18 protein-coding genes are annotated in these 17,786 nt (G+C 75.1%); 10 read left to right on the forward strand and 8 right to left on the reverse strand.

What is annotated here, in order from left to right; all coding sequences use genetic code 11:
- The first annotated feature begins 75 nt into the window (after positions 1 to 75).
- Positions 76 to 843: a TIGR03435 family protein gene (locus tag R3E88_05290; GenBank protein ID MEZ4215872.1), complete on the forward strand. Its 768-nt coding sequence runs from the start codon at positions 76 to 78 to the stop codon at positions 841 to 843.
- Positions 844 to 950: 107 nt separating this feature from the next.
- Entirely contained in the window at positions 951 to 1,619 is a 669-nt protein-coding gene (locus R3E88_05295; protein ID MEZ4215873.1) for a hypothetical protein, read from the forward strand.
- Here R3E88_05295 and R3E88_05300 read toward each other — a convergent pair.
- Positions 1,616 to 2,410 (reverse strand): hypothetical protein, encoded by a 795-nt coding sequence (locus R3E88_05300; protein ID MEZ4215874.1) that lies wholly within the window; start codon positions 2,408 to 2,410, stop codon positions 1,616 to 1,618. The genes R3E88_05295 and R3E88_05300 overlap by 4 nt on opposite strands.
- Positions 2,411 to 2,637: 227 nt before the next feature.
- Between R3E88_05300 and R3E88_05305 the strand changes: the two genes are divergently transcribed.
- Entirely contained in the window at positions 2,638 to 3,417 is a 780-nt protein-coding gene (locus R3E88_05305; GenBank protein ID MEZ4215875.1) for a hypothetical protein, read from the forward strand.
- Here R3E88_05305 and R3E88_05310 read toward each other — a convergent pair.
- Positions 3,414 to 4,376 (reverse strand): LLM class flavin-dependent oxidoreductase, encoded by a 963-nt coding sequence (locus R3E88_05310; GenBank protein MEZ4215876.1) that lies wholly within the window; start codon positions 4,374 to 4,376, stop codon positions 3,414 to 3,416. The two genes, R3E88_05305 and R3E88_05310, sit on opposite strands and share 4 nt — an antisense overlap.
- Before the next feature lie 152 nt (positions 4,377 to 4,528).
- Between R3E88_05310 and R3E88_05315 the strand changes: the two genes are divergently transcribed.
- Complete coding sequence (locus tag R3E88_05315) at positions 4,529 to 5,848, forward strand: amidohydrolase family protein (protein MEZ4215877.1); 1,320 nt, start codon at positions 4,529 to 4,531, stop codon at positions 5,846 to 5,848.
- A gap of 11 nt (positions 5,849 to 5,859) precedes the next feature.
- On the opposite strand, the gene R3E88_05320 is transcribed toward R3E88_05315, so the two are convergent.
- Genes R3E88_05320 through R3E88_05335 form a run of 4 tightly spaced genes read right to left on the reverse strand, consistent with a single transcriptional unit; the run spans position 5,860 to position 9,722 of the window.
- Entirely contained in the window at positions 5,860 to 6,516 is a 657-nt protein-coding gene (locus R3E88_05320; protein MEZ4215878.1) for an EthD domain-containing protein, read from the reverse strand.
- Positions 6,513 to 7,541, reverse strand: a complete 1,029-nt coding sequence (gene meaB / locus R3E88_05325; GenBank protein ID MEZ4215879.1) for a methylmalonyl Co-A mutase-associated GTPase MeaB — start codon at positions 7,539 to 7,541, stop codon at positions 6,513 to 6,515. Before meaB ends, R3E88_05320 begins: the two co-directional genes overlap by 4 nt.
- Positions 7,538 to 7,951: a cobalamin B12-binding domain-containing protein gene (locus R3E88_05330; GenBank protein ID MEZ4215880.1), complete on the reverse strand. Its 414-nt coding sequence runs from the start codon at positions 7,949 to 7,951 to the stop codon at positions 7,538 to 7,540. The genes meaB and R3E88_05330 overlap by 4 nt, the downstream gene beginning before the upstream one ends.
- Before the next feature lie 7 nt (positions 7,952 to 7,958).
- On the reverse strand, positions 7,959 to 9,722 hold the full coding sequence (locus R3E88_05335) for a methylmalonyl-CoA mutase family protein (GenBank protein ID MEZ4215881.1): 1,764 nt from the start codon (positions 9,720 to 9,722) through the stop codon (positions 7,959 to 7,961).
- Positions 9,723 to 9,864: 142 nt separating this feature from the next.
- On the opposite strand from R3E88_05335, the gene R3E88_05340 reads away from it, so the two are divergent.
- Positions 9,865 to 11,100, forward strand: a complete 1,236-nt coding sequence (locus tag R3E88_05340) for an MFS transporter (protein MEZ4215882.1) — start codon at positions 9,865 to 9,867, stop codon at positions 11,098 to 11,100.
- A 61-nt stretch (positions 11,101 to 11,161) separates the two neighbouring features.
- Positions 11,162 to 12,040 carry a right-handed parallel beta-helix repeat-containing protein gene (locus R3E88_05345; GenBank protein MEZ4215883.1) on the forward strand — a complete coding sequence of 293 codons (879 nt, stop codon included), beginning with the start codon at positions 11,162 to 11,164 and terminating at the stop codon, positions 12,038 to 12,040.
- A gap of 12 nt (positions 12,041 to 12,052) precedes the next feature.
- On the opposite strand, the gene R3E88_05350 is transcribed toward R3E88_05345, so the two are convergent.
- Both R3E88_05350 and R3E88_05355 read right to left on the reverse strand, forming a co-directional pair.
- Entirely contained in the window at positions 12,053 to 13,288 is a 1,236-nt protein-coding gene (locus tag R3E88_05350) for a sigma-70 family RNA polymerase sigma factor (protein MEZ4215884.1), read from the reverse strand.
- 75 nt (positions 13,289 to 13,363) lie between these two features.
- Complete coding sequence (locus R3E88_05355) at positions 13,364 to 14,308, reverse strand: MerR family transcriptional regulator (GenBank protein MEZ4215885.1); 945 nt, start codon at positions 14,306 to 14,308, stop codon at positions 13,364 to 13,366.
- A 45-nt stretch (positions 14,309 to 14,353) separates the two neighbouring features.
- Here R3E88_05355 and R3E88_05360 point away from each other — a divergent pair, with 45 nt between their 5' ends.
- From R3E88_05360 to R3E88_05375, 4 genes are read left to right on the forward strand one after another with little or no spacing between them, the layout of a single operon-like run.
- On the forward strand, positions 14,354 to 14,836 hold the full coding sequence (locus tag R3E88_05360; GenBank protein MEZ4215886.1) for a DUF393 domain-containing protein: 483 nt from the start codon (positions 14,354 to 14,356) through the stop codon (positions 14,834 to 14,836).
- Positions 14,833 to 16,329: a deoxyribodipyrimidine photo-lyase gene (locus tag R3E88_05365; protein MEZ4215887.1), complete on the forward strand. Its 1,497-nt coding sequence runs from the start codon at positions 14,833 to 14,835 to the stop codon at positions 16,327 to 16,329. The genes R3E88_05360 and R3E88_05365 overlap by 4 nt, the downstream gene beginning before the upstream one ends.
- Positions 16,326 to 16,811: an SRPBCC family protein gene (locus R3E88_05370; protein MEZ4215888.1), complete on the forward strand. Its 486-nt coding sequence runs from the start codon at positions 16,326 to 16,328 to the stop codon at positions 16,809 to 16,811. The genes R3E88_05365 and R3E88_05370 overlap by 4 nt, the downstream gene beginning before the upstream one ends.
- A complete protein-coding gene (locus R3E88_05375) occupies positions 16,804 to 17,757 on the forward strand; it encodes a DUF523 and DUF1722 domain-containing protein (GenBank protein MEZ4215889.1) in 954 nt (317 codons plus the stop codon). The genes R3E88_05370 and R3E88_05375 overlap by 8 nt, the downstream gene beginning before the upstream one ends.
- The last annotated feature ends 29 nt before the right edge of the window (positions 17,758 to 17,786 follow it).

The following is a 17,786-nucleotide window of genomic DNA, read 5'->3' on the forward strand; positions in this document are numbered from 1 at the left end:
CCTAGCACCGCGCGCGAACGTCGCGCCTTCCCGCTTCTCGGAGCCCGCGGCCCGGGCGTAGACTCCGCAGCCGTCATGGCGGAGCGGAGATCGCTCGTGGGCGTCCGCGCCCTCGCCTTCGCGAGCTTCTTCGCCGCCGCTGCCTGCGGGTCCTCGGACGCCCGGGAAGGGGGCGTCTGCGCTCGCGACGCGGCGGCCGCGCTCGCCCGGGGCGAGGTGCGGATCGAACGCATCGGCGGCTCGACGTCGGCGACGTCGGCGGCGCGCGGGCTCGTCCGCGCGGAAGCGCGCACCGGCACGCTCGCGCGGCTCGGCCTGACGCTCGACGAGCATCTCGCCATCGCCTGGGGCCTCGCTTCCGACGAGCTCGACGTCGCTGCCGCGCTCGAGCCGGGCGTGTTCGACGTGTGCGCGCGCCCGGACGACGCGAGGACGGCGACCGCGGAGGCGATGATCCGCGCGGCGCTCGAGCGGCGGCTCGGCGTCGAGGTGCGGCACGGGAAGCGGACGGGTCCGGTGCTCGCGCTCCGGCTGCGCGCGCGCGGCCTCGTGCCGACGCCCGTCGAGGCGCGCGACGCCGCGGCGGCGAGCGATCGCGTCGCGCGCGCGGGCGCGTTCCGCGTGCGCGCCGCGCCGATCTCCGAGCTCGTCGCCTTCCTCGCGCCGATGTCGCCGCTGCCGGTGGTCGACGAGACCGGGCTCGACGCGCGCTACGACCTCGACCTCGAGTGGGATCCGTCGACGGGCGCGCGCGGGCTGCGCGCCGCGCTCGCGGACGCGGGCTTCGAGCTCGTGCGCGCGCGGCGCACGCTTCCGCGCTGGACGGCGCGGGCGGCGCGGTGACGCGCGCGCGTGCGCACGCCCGTCTGGCTTCCGTCGCGCTCGCGTGCGGCGCGATCGCGGCGGCCGCGTGCGACGCGAGCGCGCCGCCGTCCGACGCGCCGCCGCGGATGGCGCGCAGCTTCCTGCCGGTCGGCTCGCGCTGGATCCCGGAGGCCGAGGTGCCGAGCGAGCCGCAGCACCATCCGCACATGGTGATCTGGGAGCTGAGCGCGTTCGCGGGGCGTCCGCCGACGGACGCGCAGCGCGCCGCGGCCGCCGAGTTCGTCGCGCGCGCGGCGGAGGCCGCCGAGCGACACGGCTGGTACGAGTTCGAGCGCGGTCTCGCCGACGGGTTCCACCTCATGCACGGCGACCGCCGCCACTACTACAACGAGCAGAACGTGTTCGACGATGCCGTGCTCGACCCCGACCGGCCGGAGTTCCTGATGTACTACGGGACCCCGAGCGGACAGAAGCTCGCGGGCATGATGTTCTACGTCGCGCATCCCGACGGACGCGGCGCGCAGTTCGCGGGGCCGCTCACCGTCTGGCACTACCACGTGTGGTCGACGCCGAACTGCCTGCTGCGCGGGATGCTCTCGGTCGCGACCGCGGAGGCCGATGGCGGCTGCGCGCGCGGCGAGCCGCGGAATCGCAGCCCCGAGATGCTGCACGTCTGGCTGCTCGACCACCCGGAAGGGCCGTTCGCGACGAGCATGTGGCTCGAGCCCGACCAGCTGCGCGCGCTGGTCGAGCGCGACGAGCGCCGCCGGCTCGCCGGCCGCGCCGCTCCCTAGAACGTGAAGCGCAGCCCGAACACGGCGCTCGCGCCGCCCGTGTCCTCCGCGTCCACGTCGTCGACACCGTCGTTGTAGTAGTCGGTGTACGTGTCGGAGTCGTCTTCGTCGATGCCCGTCACCTGGTAGGAGAGGGCGAGTCGGCCCTCCGCGAAGATCGCGAGGTGCTCGTCGATCGGGAGCTCGAGGCCGAGCACGCCGAAGATGCCGTAGCCGAGGCCGAGGTCGTCGCGCACGTCGAGCGCCGGGTTGCCGCGCTCGATGTCGACCTTGCTGACGTCGTTCGCGTGCAGACCGAGGCCGCCGCCGACGTAGGGCGTGAAGTGGCCCGGGATGAACACCCAGTGCATCACGAGGTTGAGCTGGTAGGCGTCGACGTCCACGTCGTCGACGTCGAACATGCGCGTCTCGAACTCGCGGAAGACGAACTCGCCCCCGATGCGGAAGTGCCCGCTCGGCGACACCGCCATCACCTCGAGCTGCTCCTGGTGCTTCGCGTCGCCCTGCCACGGAGCGAAGAAGCCGCCGCCGAGGCCGAGGTGTGTCGACCACTCGCGCTCGTGCGCGTACGGATCCTCCCATCCTCGATAGCGCTCGTCGCCGGGAACGCGGTAGTCGCGCTCGCGCGGCGCGCGGCGGTCTTCGCGCGGGCTCGGATCGTGCGCGCTCGCCGCGAGCGGGGCGAGGACGACGGCGAGGGCGGTGAGGGCGGTGGCGACGGACTGGAGCGAGGTGGTGGGGCGCGGCGCGCGCGCGGAAGGCGGAACGTTCGAGGGCGATCGGCGTTGCATGACGGGCCTCCTCCTAGGGCGTGCGAGGGCTCCTCGCACGAACGAGCCGGGCGGCGCATCCACACCGACCGGCTCGCGTGGCGCGCTGCGACGCCACCTCCCATTGGATATTCGCCGAGCTTCTCGCGCTGCGCCCACGCCCTACACTCGAAGTCCGGGTGGGGGAGGGCAGGAGGCGTCCGATGCGCACGCTCTCTCGACGACCGGGCGCGCGAGCGGGAGCCCGCGTGCAGAGGGCGCTCGCGTGGCTCGTCGCCGCGCTCTCGATCGCGGCACTCGTTCCGTCGGCCGCGTCGGCGCGCGACCGCGCGCGCGTCGAACGACCGCGCGTCGAGCGCCCGAGGCCGCGCCCGCATCCCCGTCCGGCGCCCTATCCCTATTGGGGCCCGTATCGCTCGCCCTATCCCTATGGCCCCTGGTACGACCCGTTCTGGTACGACCCGTTCTGGTACGACCCGTACTGGTACGACGGCCCTCCCGCGCGTCGGCCCGCACCGTGGTGGGGGGCGAGCGAGCGACCGTCGGCGACCGAGCGCGGTTGGGCGCTCCTCGCCGCGGGCGACGCGAAGCGCGCGCTCGCGGTGTTCGCGAAGCAGGCGCGGCGGGACGCCGACGATGCGCAGGCCCAGCTCGGCTATGCGGTCGCGTCGGCCGCGCTCGGAGACCTCGCACGCGCCGTGTGGGCGATGCGGCACGCCGCGCTCGCCGATGCGAGCGTCTTCTCTCGCGCGCCCGTCGACGGCGCGCTGCGCGCGCGGCTCTCGGATCTCGCCCGGCGCGTGCACCCGACGGACGCCGGCGAGCCCGTCGACGAGGCCGAGGTGCACTTCCTCGAGGCCGGCCTCCACCTCGTCGCGGGCGAGCGCGCGGCGGCCGCGGACGCGATCGCGTGGGCGATCGAGGCGGGCGACTCCGCGCCGCCCGCACTCGCGCTGCGCGACGCGATCCGCGCGGCGGAGGACGAGGCGGCCGACGCGCCCGACGCCGACGCGCCCGAGCCTCGTTAGGCGGCGGCCGCGCCCGCCATCGCGCGCAGCTCGCGCTCGACGTCGCCGATCGGCACGTACATGAGCTCGGTCGCGCCCGCGGCCGCGAGCCCGTCGAGACGCTCGCGCACCTGGCGCGCCTCGCCGACGAGGAAGGCCGCGCCGAGGTCGGGCGAGAGGTGTCGCCGGTCGCGCTCGGTGAGGTCGGTGACGTGCCCCTCGTGGATGCGCAGGTGGCGCTCGGCCTCGGGGAACGCCTCGATCTCCTCGCGCCAGCCCTTGCCGCCCGGAAGCTGGTCGACGCCCGCGCCGCCCGCTTCGTATGCGCCGTGGTACATGGCGGCGATGGCGGGCCCGATCGCGTCGACGACGCGCGCGGAGTGCAGCGTCTCGCCCGCCTCGAGCACGGTGCCCATCTGCAGCAGCGCGCTCCATGCGAAGCCCGGCTGCGGCGCGCCCGCCGCCATCACGCCGTCGCCGATCTCGCGCGCGATCGCGAGGCCCTTCGGGCCGTTCGCACCGATGAGGATCGGAACGTCGATCGGGCGGGGCGGCGCCTGCCCGGCGGCGTGCAGCATCTGCACGAGCTCGCCGTCCCACTCGGCGGTCTCTCCGCGCAGCAGCGCGCGGAGCGCGCGCACGTAGCGCTCGACGTAGCTCCACGCGAGCGGGCGCTGGCCCATCGTCATGCGCGCCGTGAAGCCCGTGCCGACGGCGAGCGCGAGGCGGCCCGGCGAGAGCGCCTCGATCGTCGCGATCGCGCTCGCCGTGACGAGCGGATGCCGCGTGTGCGGCACGAGCACGCCCGTGCCGAGCCCGATGCGCCGGGTGTGCTCGGCGACGCGCGCGAGCGCGATCCACAGGTCGCCGTACAGGGCGGGCGAATCGAAGACCCACACGCGTTCGTAGCCGAGCGATTCGGCGAGCTTCGCGTGGGCGACGACGTCGACGTTCGGAGCCAGTCCGCAGGAGAGCTTCACGACACCTCCGAGGCGCTCGGGAGCGGCGCGCCGCAGCGGCGCGCGCTCGTGCGCGGGCGCGCAGCCTAGCAGGAGCGCGCGAGGCGATGCGGTAGACTCGCCGCCCGCTCACACGCCGCGCACCGCGCACCCCACTCCCGGAGTCGCCGTCGATGTCCGAGCTCCCGCGCTCCCCGCAACGCCTCGTGCTCCGCAATGCGCGGCTCCTCGACGGGCTCGCCGCTCCGCGCGACGCGATGGCCGTCGTCGTCGAGGGCGAGCGCATCGCCGCCGTCGAGCCCGACGCCGGCGTGCGCGCGCGGCCGGGCGACCGCGTCGTCGACCTCGCCGGCCGGACGCTCATGCCCGGGATGTTCTCCTGCCACTTCCACTCGGTGTTCGAGGGCGTGACGCCCATCGCGGCGCCCGCGACCGGGCTCCACCTCCCGCCCGCCTACCTCGCCCTCGTCGCCGGCAAGAACGCGCGCACGGCCCTCGAGTGCGGCGTCACCTCCGTGATCGGGTCGAGCACGGCCTACTCGATCGACGCGTCGCTCAAGCAGGCGATCGAGGACGGGCTGCAGCCCGGCCCGCGCATGCTCGCCGGCAGCAGCGAGCTGTGCGCGACGGGCGACGTGCCGACCGGCTCGATGGTGAACTGGCACATGGACCTCGGGAACCTCGGCGTCATCCGCACCGCCGACGGCCCGGTCGGCTTCCAGGGCCTCGTGCGCGACGAGATCCGCAAGGGCGCCGACGTCGTCAAGGTGTCGGTCACGAAGGGCCACGCCGCGTCCGTGTGCGACGACGAGCTGTCGCTCGACGAGGACGAGCTCGACGCGATCGTCCGCGCCGCGCACGCGCGCGGCAAGCGCGTGCGCGCGCACACCGTGTCGAAGGCGGGCATCCTCGCCTGCGTGCGCGCCGGCGTCGACCTGCTCGACCACGTCGACCAGCTCGACACCGAGTGCATCGACGCCATCGCCGAGCGCGACCTGACGATCGTCCCGAGCCTGATGTACTGCGTGCGGACGCTGCAGGTCTTCGACGCGGGGATGATGGCGCCCTTCCTGCCCGATCCGGTCCCCCCGATCTTCCTCGAGGTGATGGACCAGATGCGCGAGGACGTCGCGAACATCTCGGCCATGCTCGCGCCCGCGAACGCGGCGGGCGTCCGCATCGTGACGGGCGACGACTACGGAACCGGCTATCTCTTCCACGGCGAGTACGGCGTCGAGCTGACCTACTACGTGAAGGAGTGCGGCATCGCGCCGCTCGACGCGCTGCGCTGGGCGACGCGTGCGGGCGCCGAGGCGATGGGCCGCGCGGACGAGCTCGGAACGATCGAGGTCGGGCGGCTCGCCGACCTCGTCGTCGTCGACGGCGACCCCGTCGCCGACATCCAGTGCCTCGAGTCGCGGGACAACGTGCTCGCGGTGCTGAAGGGCGGTGTGTTCGAGAAGGATCGCCTGGCCGGGCTCGCCACGTCCTGACCGCGCGCCGCTCAGTCCGCGCGCGCCTCGCCCCGCTCCTCGACCGCGACGACGCGCGCGCCCTCGAGCGCGTCGTCGAGCGCGTCGTCGAGCGCGGCGCGGAGCGCGTCGCTCCCGCCGTCCGGCGACCACGCGTGGAGCAGCGCGTCGAAGCGCGGAGCGCCGAGCGGGTCGCCGTCGCACGCGACGTCGACCCGCGTCGCGCGCGCGAAGCCCGCGTCCTCGAGCGCGCGCGCAGCCGCCAGACAGCGCGCGCGCAGTGCCGCGCGCGTCTCGCCGCGCCGCGCGCGCACGAGCGCGATCGCCTTGCCGGCGTCGCCCGGAGGCGGGCGCGCGGCGCCGCCCGCGCCCGCGAGCGTCGAGGCGAAGAACGAGTTTCCCGGCTTGTGCATGAACGCGAGCTCGTCCGCTCGCACCGCGTCGCCCTCGGCGGACGCGAGCCGCGCCCGCATCGCCTCGAACTCCGCGTCGCTCGCGTACTCGAACTCGCTGATCGCGTCGAAGCCGAGATCGTCGTCGCCGGCGCCCGCGAGGTGGTTTCGCACGTAGTGGCGGAGGCCGTCGAGCAGCGGCCGCGCGAGCGGCGCGTGCCGCTCCTCGTAGTGCGCCCTGAAGCTCGCGCGCGCGAGGTCGGGTCGCCGCGCGATGAACGCGATCGTGCGGATCACGCGGGGCTCCGCTCGTCGCCGAGGCCGGCCGCGGCGAGCACGCCCTCGACCCAGGCGTACGGGTCGCGGCCCGGCGCAGCGGCGGCCGCACCCGCGCGCGCGAGCGCGCGCTCGGCGGCGCGCGTGCGCAGCAGCTCGAGCGCGAACCGCTCGTCGCGATCGCGCACGCGCTCGTCGAGCAGGCCGCTCTCGGCGAGGTGGTCGCGGTGCGCGAACAGCGCGTCGACGAGCTCCGCGAGCCCCTCGCCGCGCGCGGCGACGGTGCGCACGAGCCGCGGCTCCCAGCCGCGGCGCCGCGCGCGCGCGGCCTCGTCGTCGCGCGCGAGGTGGAGCATCGTGCGCAGCTGCCGCTCCGTGTCGTCGGCGCCGTCGCGGTCGGCCTTGTTGAGCACGTGGACGTCGCCGATCTCGAGCACGCCCGCCTTGATCGCCTGGATCTCGTCGCCGAGCCCGGGAACGCTCACGACCGCCGTCGTGTGCGCGAGCCGCGCGACGTCGAGCTCGTCCTGGCCGACGCCGACGGTCTCGACGACGACGACCTCGTAGCCCATGGCGTCGAGCACGCACGTGGCCTCGTACGTGGCGCGTCCGAGGCCGCCGAGCTGGCCGCGCGTCGCCATCGAGCGGATGAACACGCCGGGGTCGGCGGCGTGCCGCTGCATGCGGACGCGGTCGCCGAGGATGGCGCCGCCCGAGAACGGGCTCGTCGGATCGATCGCGACGACCGCGACGCGCAGGCCGCGGGCGCGGAGCGCGTGGACGAGCGCGTCGACGAGCGTCGACTTGCCGGCACCCGGCGGCCCGGTGATGCCGAGCAGGTAGGCGCGGCCGGTGCGCGCGAGCAGCGCGCGCAGCGCGGCGCTGCCGCGCGCGTCGCCGTCGTCGAGCCAGCGGATCACGCGCGCGCCCGCCGCGACGTCGCCGCGCGCGGCGCGCTCGGCGAACGCGCGGGCCTCGCGCTCGGCGGCGGAGCCGTCCTCGGCGGGTGCGCCGGGCGGGCCGGGCGCGCGGCCCGCGCCGCTCACGACGCGCGCGACGCCTGCGACTCCGCCCAGCCGCGGATGTAGTCGACGATCTCGCGCGAGTCGGCGCCCATCGTGAAGATGCGCGCGAAGCCGATCTCGCGCAGGCGCTCGGCGTCCTCGTCCGGGATGACGCCGCCCGCGATCAGCAGCTTGTCGCCGCCGCCCTGCGCGCGCAGCAGCTCGACGACGCGCGGGAAGTGCTGCATGTGCGCGGCCGACAGGCTCGACAGGCCGACGACGTCGACGTCCTCCTGGATCGCGGCGGCGACGACCGACTCGGGCGTCTGCTTGAGCCCCGTGTAGACGACCTCGATGCCCGCGTCGCGCAGCGCGCGCGCGATCACGGTGACGCCGATCGTGTGGCTGTCGAGCCCGAGCTTCGCGAGCAGGACGCGGATGCGGCGGCTCACGACGCGCTCAGACCCCCGACGTCAGCGAATCGGGATGGTAGGTGCCGTACGTCTCGCGCAGGACGTCGCAGATCTCGCCCTCGCTCGCGTACTCCTTCACGGCCTCGAGGATCGGCGGCACGAGGTTGTCGCTGCCGCGGGCGGCGTCGCGCACGCGTGCGAGCGCGCGCTCGACCCGGCCGTCGTCCCGGCCGGCTCGCACGCGGCGAAGGCGCTCGATCTGCCGCCGCTCCGCTCCCGGGTCGAGCTCGAAGATCTCGATGCCGCGCTTCTCGCCGGCCTTCGCGAGGTGGTTCACGCCGACGAGCTTGCGCGACCCGTCCTCGATCTGGCGCTGCCGCTCGAACTGCTGCTTCGCGAGCTCCTTCTGGAAGTAGCCGCGCTCGATCGCCGCGAGCGCGCCGCCCATCGCGTCGACGTCGGCGATCGTCTGCATCACCGCGTCCTCCATCCGGCGCGTGAGCACCTCGACGTAGTACGAGCCGCCGAGCGGGTCGATCGTGTCGGCGACGCCCGTCTCGTGCGCGACGATGCTCTGGATCGCGGCGCCGACCTCGATGGCCTCCTGCGTCGGGAGCGCGTGCGCCTCGTCGTGGAGGGGCGTCGTCATCGCGTGCGCGCCGCCGCCGATCGCGCAGGCGAGCATCTGGATGCCGAGCCGCGCGATGTTGTTGAGCGGCTGCTGCAGCGTGAGCGACATCGTTCCCGGCGACGACATGAGCCGCAGCTGCAGCGACTCCGGCTTGCGCGCGCCGTAGCGCTCCTTCATCAGCCGCGCCCACACCTTCCGATAGGCGCGCAGCTTCGCGACGGCCTCGAAGAAGTCCATGTCGACGCCGGTGATGAAGCTGAAGTAGGGCGCCACCTCGTCGATGTCGAAGCCGCGCGCGAGCACGCTGTCGAGGTACTGCAGCGCGATCGCGAACGAGAAGCCGAGCTCCTGGACGGGGTTCGCGCGCGCGGCGTAGAGCTGCGCGCTGACGACGGAGATCGGCACCCAGTAGGGATGGTTGCGGATCGTGTGCTCGATGACGTCCGTGGCGATCCGCAGCCCGTGCTTCGGCGGGAAGATGTAGCGGCCGACGCACGTGTACTCGATCAGGATCGCGTTCGGCATCTGCAGCGTGAAGCAGGACGGGTCGACGCCCCGCTTCTCGAGCGCGGCGATGATCATCGCGAGGTTGACGGGCTGCGGCCCGTTGCACACCGACGTGAGGTAGCGGAGCTTGTCGAAGGGGAGGTCGAGCACGTCCTCCATGTCGGCGAGCGTGTCGATCGCGGTGCCGGCGCGACAGACCTCGCCGGAGGCGAGCGGGTGGTCGGAGTCGAGCCCGTTCGTGGTCGGCAGGTCGTACTCGAGGATCAGGCCGTCGAGCCCCGCGTCGAGCATCGCGCGGCCGCGCTTCGCCCACTCGTCGCCCGTTCCGAAGCCGCTCACCTGGAGCATCCGCCACAGATCGCTGCGGTACCCGTTCGGCGACGTGCCGCGCGTGAACGGCGGCTCGCCCGGGAAGCCGGCGTCGCGCAGGTAGTCGAAGCCGATCTCCGCGAGGTCGGCCGGCGTGTACAGCGCCTTCACCGGCCAGCGCATCGCCTGCGTGAGGAACTCGCCGAGGCGCTCGCCGTTCGCGCGCACCCAGGGCGCGCGCACGTCGCGCTCCCAGCGCGCCTGCTCGCCGGCGACGGCGTCGCGGCTCGCGTCGCTCGCGCCGCCCGCGCGCGCGGCGGACGGCTGCGGTGCGCGGCGCGCGGCGGTGGCTCGATCGGGCATCGCGGGCTCCTCCGGCGCGTCCGCCTTGCGGCTCGGTGCGGGCGCGCCGCCTCGTGGACGGTCGCGCGAGTATGCGCTCGCCGCGCGACGTTCGGCAAGCGACCGCTCGTGGCCTCCGCGGGCGCCGCGTAGAATCGCCGCGATGGCCGCCGGCGCGCTCGACACCTACCAACGGCGGCTCTTCGGACTCGTGTCGATCGCGACCTTCTTCGAGGGCTTCGACACGCTCGTCACGACGACCGTGCTCCACCAGCTCGGAGCCGAGCTCGGCGTCGCGAACGAGGCGCTCTTCTCGATGCTCTCGGTCATCAACGTCGGCGCGCTGCTCGGATTCGTTCCGCTCGCGCTCGCCGACCGCGTCGGACGCAGGCCGACCTTCCTGTTCGCGCTCGCCGGCTACACGCTCGCGTGTCTCGCCACCGCGGCCACGCGCACGCTCGGCGAGTTCACCGCCTGCCAGGTCGTCGCGCGGATGTTCATGGTGACGGAGCTCGCGCTCGCCTACGTGCTCCTCTCGGAGGAGATGCCCGCTGCGCGGCGCGGGAGGCTCAACGCGTCGATGGGCGCATTCGCGAGCGTCGGCGCGATCGTTCCCGCGGCGCTGCTCTCGACGAGCGTCGAGCTCGGCTTCGGGTGGCGCGGGCTCTACGCCCTCGGCGCCGCGCCGATCGCGCTCCTCCCGCTCTACGTCGCGTGGCTGCGCGAGCCGCCGGCGTTCCACCGCCTCGAGCCGCGCACGCCCGCACGGGCGCTGCGCGAAGCGGCCGCGCTCGTCGCGCCCGCTCGCTGGCGACGGGCTGCGGCCGCGGCGCTCGTCTGGCTCTCGATCAACTTCTGGAACGCCTGCGCGATCTTCCCGTTCGCGCTCTACGCGCAGCAGGAACGCGGCTTCACGCCGGGAGACGTGAGCCTCTGGCTCACGACCGGCGGCGTGCTCCAGTTCGCCGGCTATGCGATGGCGGGCGTCGCGATGGATCGCTTCGGGCGCCGGCGCGCGCTCGCCTGCGTGCTCGTGCTCGCGGCCGGCGCCTCCGCGCTCGCCTACCTCGCGCACGCGCGGGCGCTCGTCGTCGCCGGGTACCTCGCGATGGCGTCGCTCGGCGGGATGTGGTCGATCGCGCAGACGATCACCGCCGAGCTGTTCCCGACCGAGCTGCGCGCGACCGCGAACGGCCTCGCGAGCAACGTCGTCGGGCGGCTCGGCATGATCGCGGCGCCCGGGCTCGTGGGCGCGCTCGGGCTGCGCCTCGGGGCGACGGGGCCGGCCGTCGCGCTCCTCGGGCTCGCGCACCTCGCCGTGCTTCCGCTCCTGCTGCGGTGGCTGCCGGAGACGCGCGGCGCCGCGCTCGACGCGCCCGTCACTGCGGGGCGTCACTGACGGCGGGCGGGCCGCGAGCTATCCACCTCGCTGCGCGCAGCCGCGCGCGAGGAGGGGTCGCATGTCGTGGGTCGCTCGTTCGGTGAGGGGCGCGACGGGCTCGATCGTCGCGCTCGCGTTCGTTCTCGCGATCTTCGCGCCGGCGCCGGCGGCGCACGCCGAGACGGTGCGTTGCAAGGCCATCTCGCGGGTGCCGACCGTGATCTCGCGGCCCGGCGTGTACTGCCTGAAGAAGGATCTCGAGCGCGCGCTCTCGAGCGGCGCGGCGATCGAGATCCAGTCGTCCGACGTGACGCTCGACTTCAACGGGCTCGGCATCGACGCGTCCGGGGCCGGCGCGGCGACGGACGCGACGGGCGTGCGCATCTCCGACGTCTCCCGCGTCGTCGTGCGCAACGGGCGCCTCGTCGGGTTCCGCAACGGCGTCGTGTCGGTCGGGCTCGGCTACTCGATCCGCATCGAGGACATGACCATCGACGGGAGCCTCGAGCGCGGCATCGATGCGAGCGGCCTCGGCGGCGTCGAGATCCGCGGGAACCGCATCACGCGCACGGGCGGCTCGACCGCCGGAGACGCCGGCGACGTCTACGGGATCTTCTGCCAGCCGACGAGCGACGCGCGCGTCGTCGGGAACGAGGTCGCCAACACCGCCGCGGCGCCGGGTGGCTTCGCCTCGTACGCCATCCGCATGACGGGCAACGCCTCGGTCGTCGCCGACAACCGTGTCACCGAGTCGGCGGAGAACGCGATCTACTCCTCGAACAACACGGCCGCCGTCCTCGAGCGGAACACGATCTCCAACGCGAGCGTCGGCGCGGGCACGCTCGGCCTGCGCTTCAACGCGGGCGGCGTCGGCGTCTACCGCGACAACACGGTCGTGCAGTTCCAGACGACGGTGTCGGGCGGCACGGACGGCGGAGGCAACGTCTTCGCGCCGTAGCGCGCCGCCCGGTCAGGGCGCGACGGCCTCGAGGCACACGCCGAGCGGGGCGACCGCAGCGTTCGCGCGCAGCGCGGCGAGCGCGCCGCGCTCGAGCTGCCGCACGCGCTCGCGCGAGAGCGACAGCCGCTGCCCCACCTGCTCGAGCGTCTCCGCGTCGCCCGTCTCGAGCCCGAACCGGTAGCGGAGGATCGTGCGTTCGCGATCGGGGAGGTCCTCGATCGCGTTCCAGAGCACGTGCGCGATGCGTTCGCGGTCGAGATCGTCGACCGGCGAACCGGCCTCCTCGTCCGCGAGCAGGTCGGCGAGCTGCAGCGAGTCCGTGCCCGCGACGGGCGCCTCGATCGACACGGTGTGCGCGCGCGCCGTGCGCAGCACCTCGACCTCCTCGGCGCTCGTGCGCGCGCGCGCGGCGAGCTCCTCCGCCGTCGCGCGCCGGCCCTCGCGCGCGAAGATCGCAGCCTGTGCGCGCTCGACGCGCGCCGCGCGCTGCGCGACGTGCGTGGGCGTCTGCACCGTCTCCGGCTGCACGCGCACCGCGCGCGCGATCGCCTGCTGGATCCACCACACCGCGTAGGTCGAGAACTTGTAGCCGAGCTCGTGGTCGAACTTCTCGACGGCGCGGATCAGGCCGACGTTGCCTTCCTGGATGAGGTCGAAGAAGCCGAGCCCGCGGCCGCGATAGCCCTTCGCGATCGACACGACGAGCCGCAGGTTGTGCCGCACGAACCGGTTCTTCAGCTCCGCGTGGCGGTCGAGCTCGCGCGCGGCCTCGCGCCACGCGGCCGGGAGGCGGCGTCGCTCGCGCGCCGCGAGGCTCGCGCGGAAGAGCCGCACGACGAGCTCGAGCGACAGGCCGGCGTCGTGGAGCGCGCTCGCCACGCGCGCGCGCGCCGCGGCGTTCGGCGCCTGCGCGCGGCAGAGCTCGGCCTCGGCGCGCGCGAGCGCGGCATCGATCTCGCCGCTGTAGTCGGTTCCCGTTCCGTCGCGGTGGCGCGCGCTCATGCGGCCCGTGACGTGTCCTTCCTCGAGCCGCGCGCGCCAGTCGTCGACGATGGCCGAGGCGAAGTCGGGGAGCGCGTAGGCGAGCTCGCGGAAGCGCGCGGCGCGCGCGCGCATCTCGGTGCACAGCGCGCTCGTCGCGTCGGCGTCGAGCACCGGGATCTGGCCGATCGTTCGCAGGTAGCGGCCGACGGCGTCTCCGCCCTCGGCGCTCGATCGCGGCTGCGTCGCCTCGTTCCGGGTCATCGCGAACCTCCCGTCTCCGCCCTGGGCGCGTGGCGGGCAGCATCGGCGAGGAACGCGAGAATGTCAAGAAAAAATCTAGACCATCGAGGTGGCCGCACCGCCGTCCGCGGCCGGCCCGGCGCGGACTCGCATCCGCACATGCCGGTCGAGCTCCTCGAAATCGCGGAGGATCCGGACGCCCGGACCGCGCGGCGCCGCGGCGGCCGGGCCGCCGAGCCACAGCTCCGTGCGCGCGGGCAGGGCGGCGCGAAGAGTGGCGAGCTGGGGCGCGCTCGCGGCCTCGGGCAGCGCCGTCAGCGCGAGCAGGACGACGTCGGCGCGCGCCGCGCGGGCCGCCCGCGCGATCTCCCCGGGCGGGAGGTCGGCGCCGAGGAACACGACGCGCGCGCCCGCCGCATCCGCGACGATCGCGCCGGCGACGAGCCCGAGCTCGTGGCGCTCGCCCTGCGGCGTCGCGCAGACGACGGTCGTCGTCTCCGGCCCGCGCGCGCGCGCGCGCACCGCGTCGCCGAGCAGGTGCCGGGCGAGTGCGGTCGCGAGGTGCTCGGTCGCGGGGCCCGCCTCGCCGCGGTGCCAGCGCTCGCCGAGCTCCGCGAGCAGCGGCAGTGCGACGTGCGTCGCGAACCCGACGGCGCCGCGCGCCGCGAGCTCGTGCGCGAGCAGGCGCTGCGCCGCTTCGGCATCGAAGCGCGACAGCGCCTCGAGCGCCGGGGCCCAGGGCGGATCGTCGGGCGCCGCGCGCCGCTCGCGCGCCGCGGCGCGCTCGAGCAGCGCGTCGTGCGGGAGCGCGGCGAGCTCGCCGATGCGCGCGCCGCCGTCGACGAGCCGCTTGAGCAGGAGGATGCGCGCGAGGTCCTCGGACGAGTAGCGACGCGTTCCGCCCGGGCTTCGCTGCGGCTCGATCGCGCGATGGCGCCGCTCCCAGGCGCGCAGCGCGTGCTCCGAGAGCCCGGTCGCCCGCACGACGTCGCGCATCGAGTACGACGGCTCCTCGGCGGCGGAGCGGACGGCCCGGCTCATGGCGGGCTCGACGGGCGTGCGCGGCGAGTCATGATGCGCGGCAGCATGAACGACGACCTCGCCGCTGTCGAATCCGTGTCCGCGTCGCGGGGTGCCGCGGCCGGTCGCCGCGCGCCGCCGCGCGCCGCGCGGCTCGAGGTGTTCTTCGACGGCGACTGCCCGCTCTGCGCGCGCGAGGTCGCGTGGCTGTCGGCGCGCGATCGCGCCGGTCGACTGCGCTTCACCGACATCGCCGCGCCCGACTTCGACCCGGCCGCGATCGGACTCGATCGCGCGGCGCTGATGGGCCGGCTCCATGCGCGGACCGCCGACGGCGCGTGGCGCACCGGCATGGATGCGCTGCGCGCGGCCTGGGCGGAAGTGGGCCTCGGCGCGCTCCTCGCGCCCACCGGCTGGCGCGGTCTGCGTCCGCTCTTCGACGCGCTCTACGCGCTCTTCGCGCTCGTCCGGCCGCACCTCCCGGGCCGTCGCGCACCGGCGTGCGACGGCGACCGCTGTGCCGCGCCGTCGGCGCGCGGGCGCGCGTGACGCGCGGCGTCCACTGGTTCCGATCGGATCTCCGGCTGCGCGACAACGCGGCGATCGATGCGCTCGCCGCGCGCTGCGACGAGGTGGCGTTCGCGTTCGTGCTCGACCCGCGCCTGCTCGCGGCGGCGCCGCCCGACGCGCCGCGCGTGCGCTTCCTGCTCGACGGCGTCGAGCGCCTCGAGCGCGAGCTCGCACGCCGCGGCCACGCCCTGCACGTCCTGCGCGGCGAGCCCGTGCGCGAGCTCGACCGGTTCCTCGCGCGCGCGCGTCCCGAGTGGCTCTCGTTCGCGCGCGCGACGACGCCCTATGGCGCGAGCCGCGACGCGCGCGTGCGCGCGCGCGCCGAGCGCGCGGGCGTGCGGGTGCTCGCGCCGAAGGACGCGGTCGTCTTCGGAGCCGACGAGCTGCGCACGAAGAGCGGCGGCCTGTACCAGGTGTTCGGGCCGTATCAGCGCGCGTGGCTCGCGCGGCTCGCCGAGGAAGGGCTCGGCGCGCCGTGCGCGACGCGCCTCCCGCGCCCGTGCGCGGTGCGCGACGCGCGTGCGGGCACGCTCGCGGCGGGGCTCGCGCGCGCGGAGCGTCGCGGCGGCGCGGCGGCGTCCGCCGCGGACGAGCGCGCGTCGATCCCGGTCGCGGGCGAGGCCGCCGCGCGGCGGCGACTCGAGGCCTTCGTCGAGCGCGGCCTGCTTCGCTATGCGACGGCGCGCGACCTCCCCGCGGTCGACGGCACGTCGCGGCTCTCGCCCCACCTGCGGTTCGGCGCGGTGTCGGCGCGCGACTGCATCCGCGCCGCGACCGACGCCGCGGCGTGCGACGCCCGGCTGCGCGAGGGCGCCGCGCGCTGGGTCGGCGAGCTCTGCTGGCGCGACTTCTACGCCGCGCAGCTCGAGGAGCACCCGCGCATCGCGCGCGGGTCCTTCCGCGCGGACTTCGACGCGCTCGAGTGGGACGGCGACGACGCGCTCTTCGCGCGCTGGCGCGACGGTCGCACGGGCTTCCCGATCGTCGACGCCGGCATGCGGCAGCTCGCGGCGACGGGCTGGATGCACAACCGCGTGCGCATGATCGTCGCGAGCTTCCTGACGAAGGACCTCGGCATCGACTGGCGCCGCGGCGAGCGGCTCTTCTTCGAGCGCCTCGTCGACGGCGACCCCGCGTCGAACAACGGCGGCTGGCAGTGGTCGGCGTCGACGGGCACCGACCCGCAGCCCTACTTCCGCATCTTCAACCCGACGTCGCAGGGGCGGCGCTTCGACCCCGACGGCGACTACGTGCGGCGCTTCGTACCGGAGCTCGCGCGCCTCGACGCGCGCGAGATCCACGCGCCCGACGCCGACGCGCGCGCCGCCTGCGACTACCCCGCTCCCTGCGTCGACCACGCCGAGGCGCGCGAGCGCGCGCTCGCGCGCTACCGCCGCGCGATCGGCCGCGCGCCGGGCGCGGGCGCGACCAGAGCGAAGCCCGCGAGGCGTCGCGCGAAGGCCCGCCGGTGACGCGGCGCGTCCGCACGCTCGAGCGCGCGCAGGACCTGCCGCTCCCGCGCGACGCGGTGTTCCCGTTCTTCGCCGAGGCGGGGAACCTCGAGGCGATCACCCCGCCGGAGCTGCGCTTCCGCTTCGTGACGCCGCTGCCCATCGCGATGCGCGCGGGCGCGCGCATCGAATACCGCCTCTCGCTCTTCCGCGTCCCGTTCGGTTGGACGACCGAGATCACGGGCTGGGATCCGCCGCACGGCTTCGTCGACGAGGAGCGCCGCGGCCCGTTCGCGCTCTGGCGCCACGAGCACCGCTTCGAGGACATCGACGGCGGAGCCGCGACGCGCATGCGGGACACGGTGCACTACGCGCTTCCCCTGTCGCCGCTCGGCGACCTCGCGCACCCTCTCGTGCGCGCGCGGCTCGATCGCATCTTCGATTTCCGCGCGGCCGAGATCGGGCGGCGCATCGCCGCGGGAGCGTGGACGACGCATGGCTGAGGCGCGCCTTCGGATCGGGGTCTCGTCGTGTCTGCTGGGCAACGGCGTGCGCTACGACGGCGGCCACAAGCGCGACGCGTTCCTGGTCGACCAGCTCGGCCCGTTCGTCGAGTGGGTGCCCGTGTGTCCCGAGGTGGAGGCGGGCCTCGGCACGCCGCGCCCGTCGATCCAGCTGGTGGAGGAGGGCGGGGCGCTCCGCGCGCTCGAGACGCGCTCGCGCCGCGACCGCACGCGGGCGCTCGAGCGTCAGGCGCGGGCCCGCGTGCGCGACCTGCGCGGGCTCGACCTCGCCGGCTACGTCCTCAAGCGCGACTCGCCGAGCTGCGGGATGGAGCGCGTGCGCGTCCACCGCGAAGGCCAGCCCGTGCGCCGCGACGGCCGCGGGCTCTTCGCCGCCGCGCTGCTCGAGGCGATGCCCGACCTCCCGGTCGAGGAGGAAGGGCGTCTCCACGATCCGCGCCTGCGCGAGAACTTCATCGAGCGCCTGTTCGCCTATCGACGCGTGCGGGACCTGTTCGCCGGGCCCTGGCGGGCGCGCGACGTCGTCGCCTTCCACACCGCGCACAAGATCCAGGTGATGGCGCACTCGAACGAGTCCTACCGCGAGCTCGGTCGGCTCGTCGCGCGCGTGCGCGAGCTCCCGCGCGCGGGCTTCCGCGACGCCTATCAAGCGGGCTTCATGGGCGCGCTCCGCCGGCTCGCCTCGCGCGGTCGCGTGGCGAACGCGCTGCACCACATGACGGGCCACCTCCGCGGTCGCGTCTCGTCGGACGACCGCCGCGAGCTCGCGCAGCTCGTCGACGACTATCGCGCGGGCCTCGTTCCGCTCGTCGTGCCGCTCACGCTGCTGCGCCATCACGCGCGCGCGTGCGAGGTCGACTACCTGCTCGGGCAGGTCTTCCTCGACCCGCATCCGCGCGAGCTCATGCTGCGCAACCACGTCTAGTCGCTCCGCGCATCGCGCGTTTGACGGTC

The organism is Myxococcota bacterium (genome assembly GCA_041389495.1).
Taxonomy (GTDB): domain Bacteria; phylum Myxococcota_A; class UBA9160; order UBA9160; family UBA4427; genus JAWKRT01.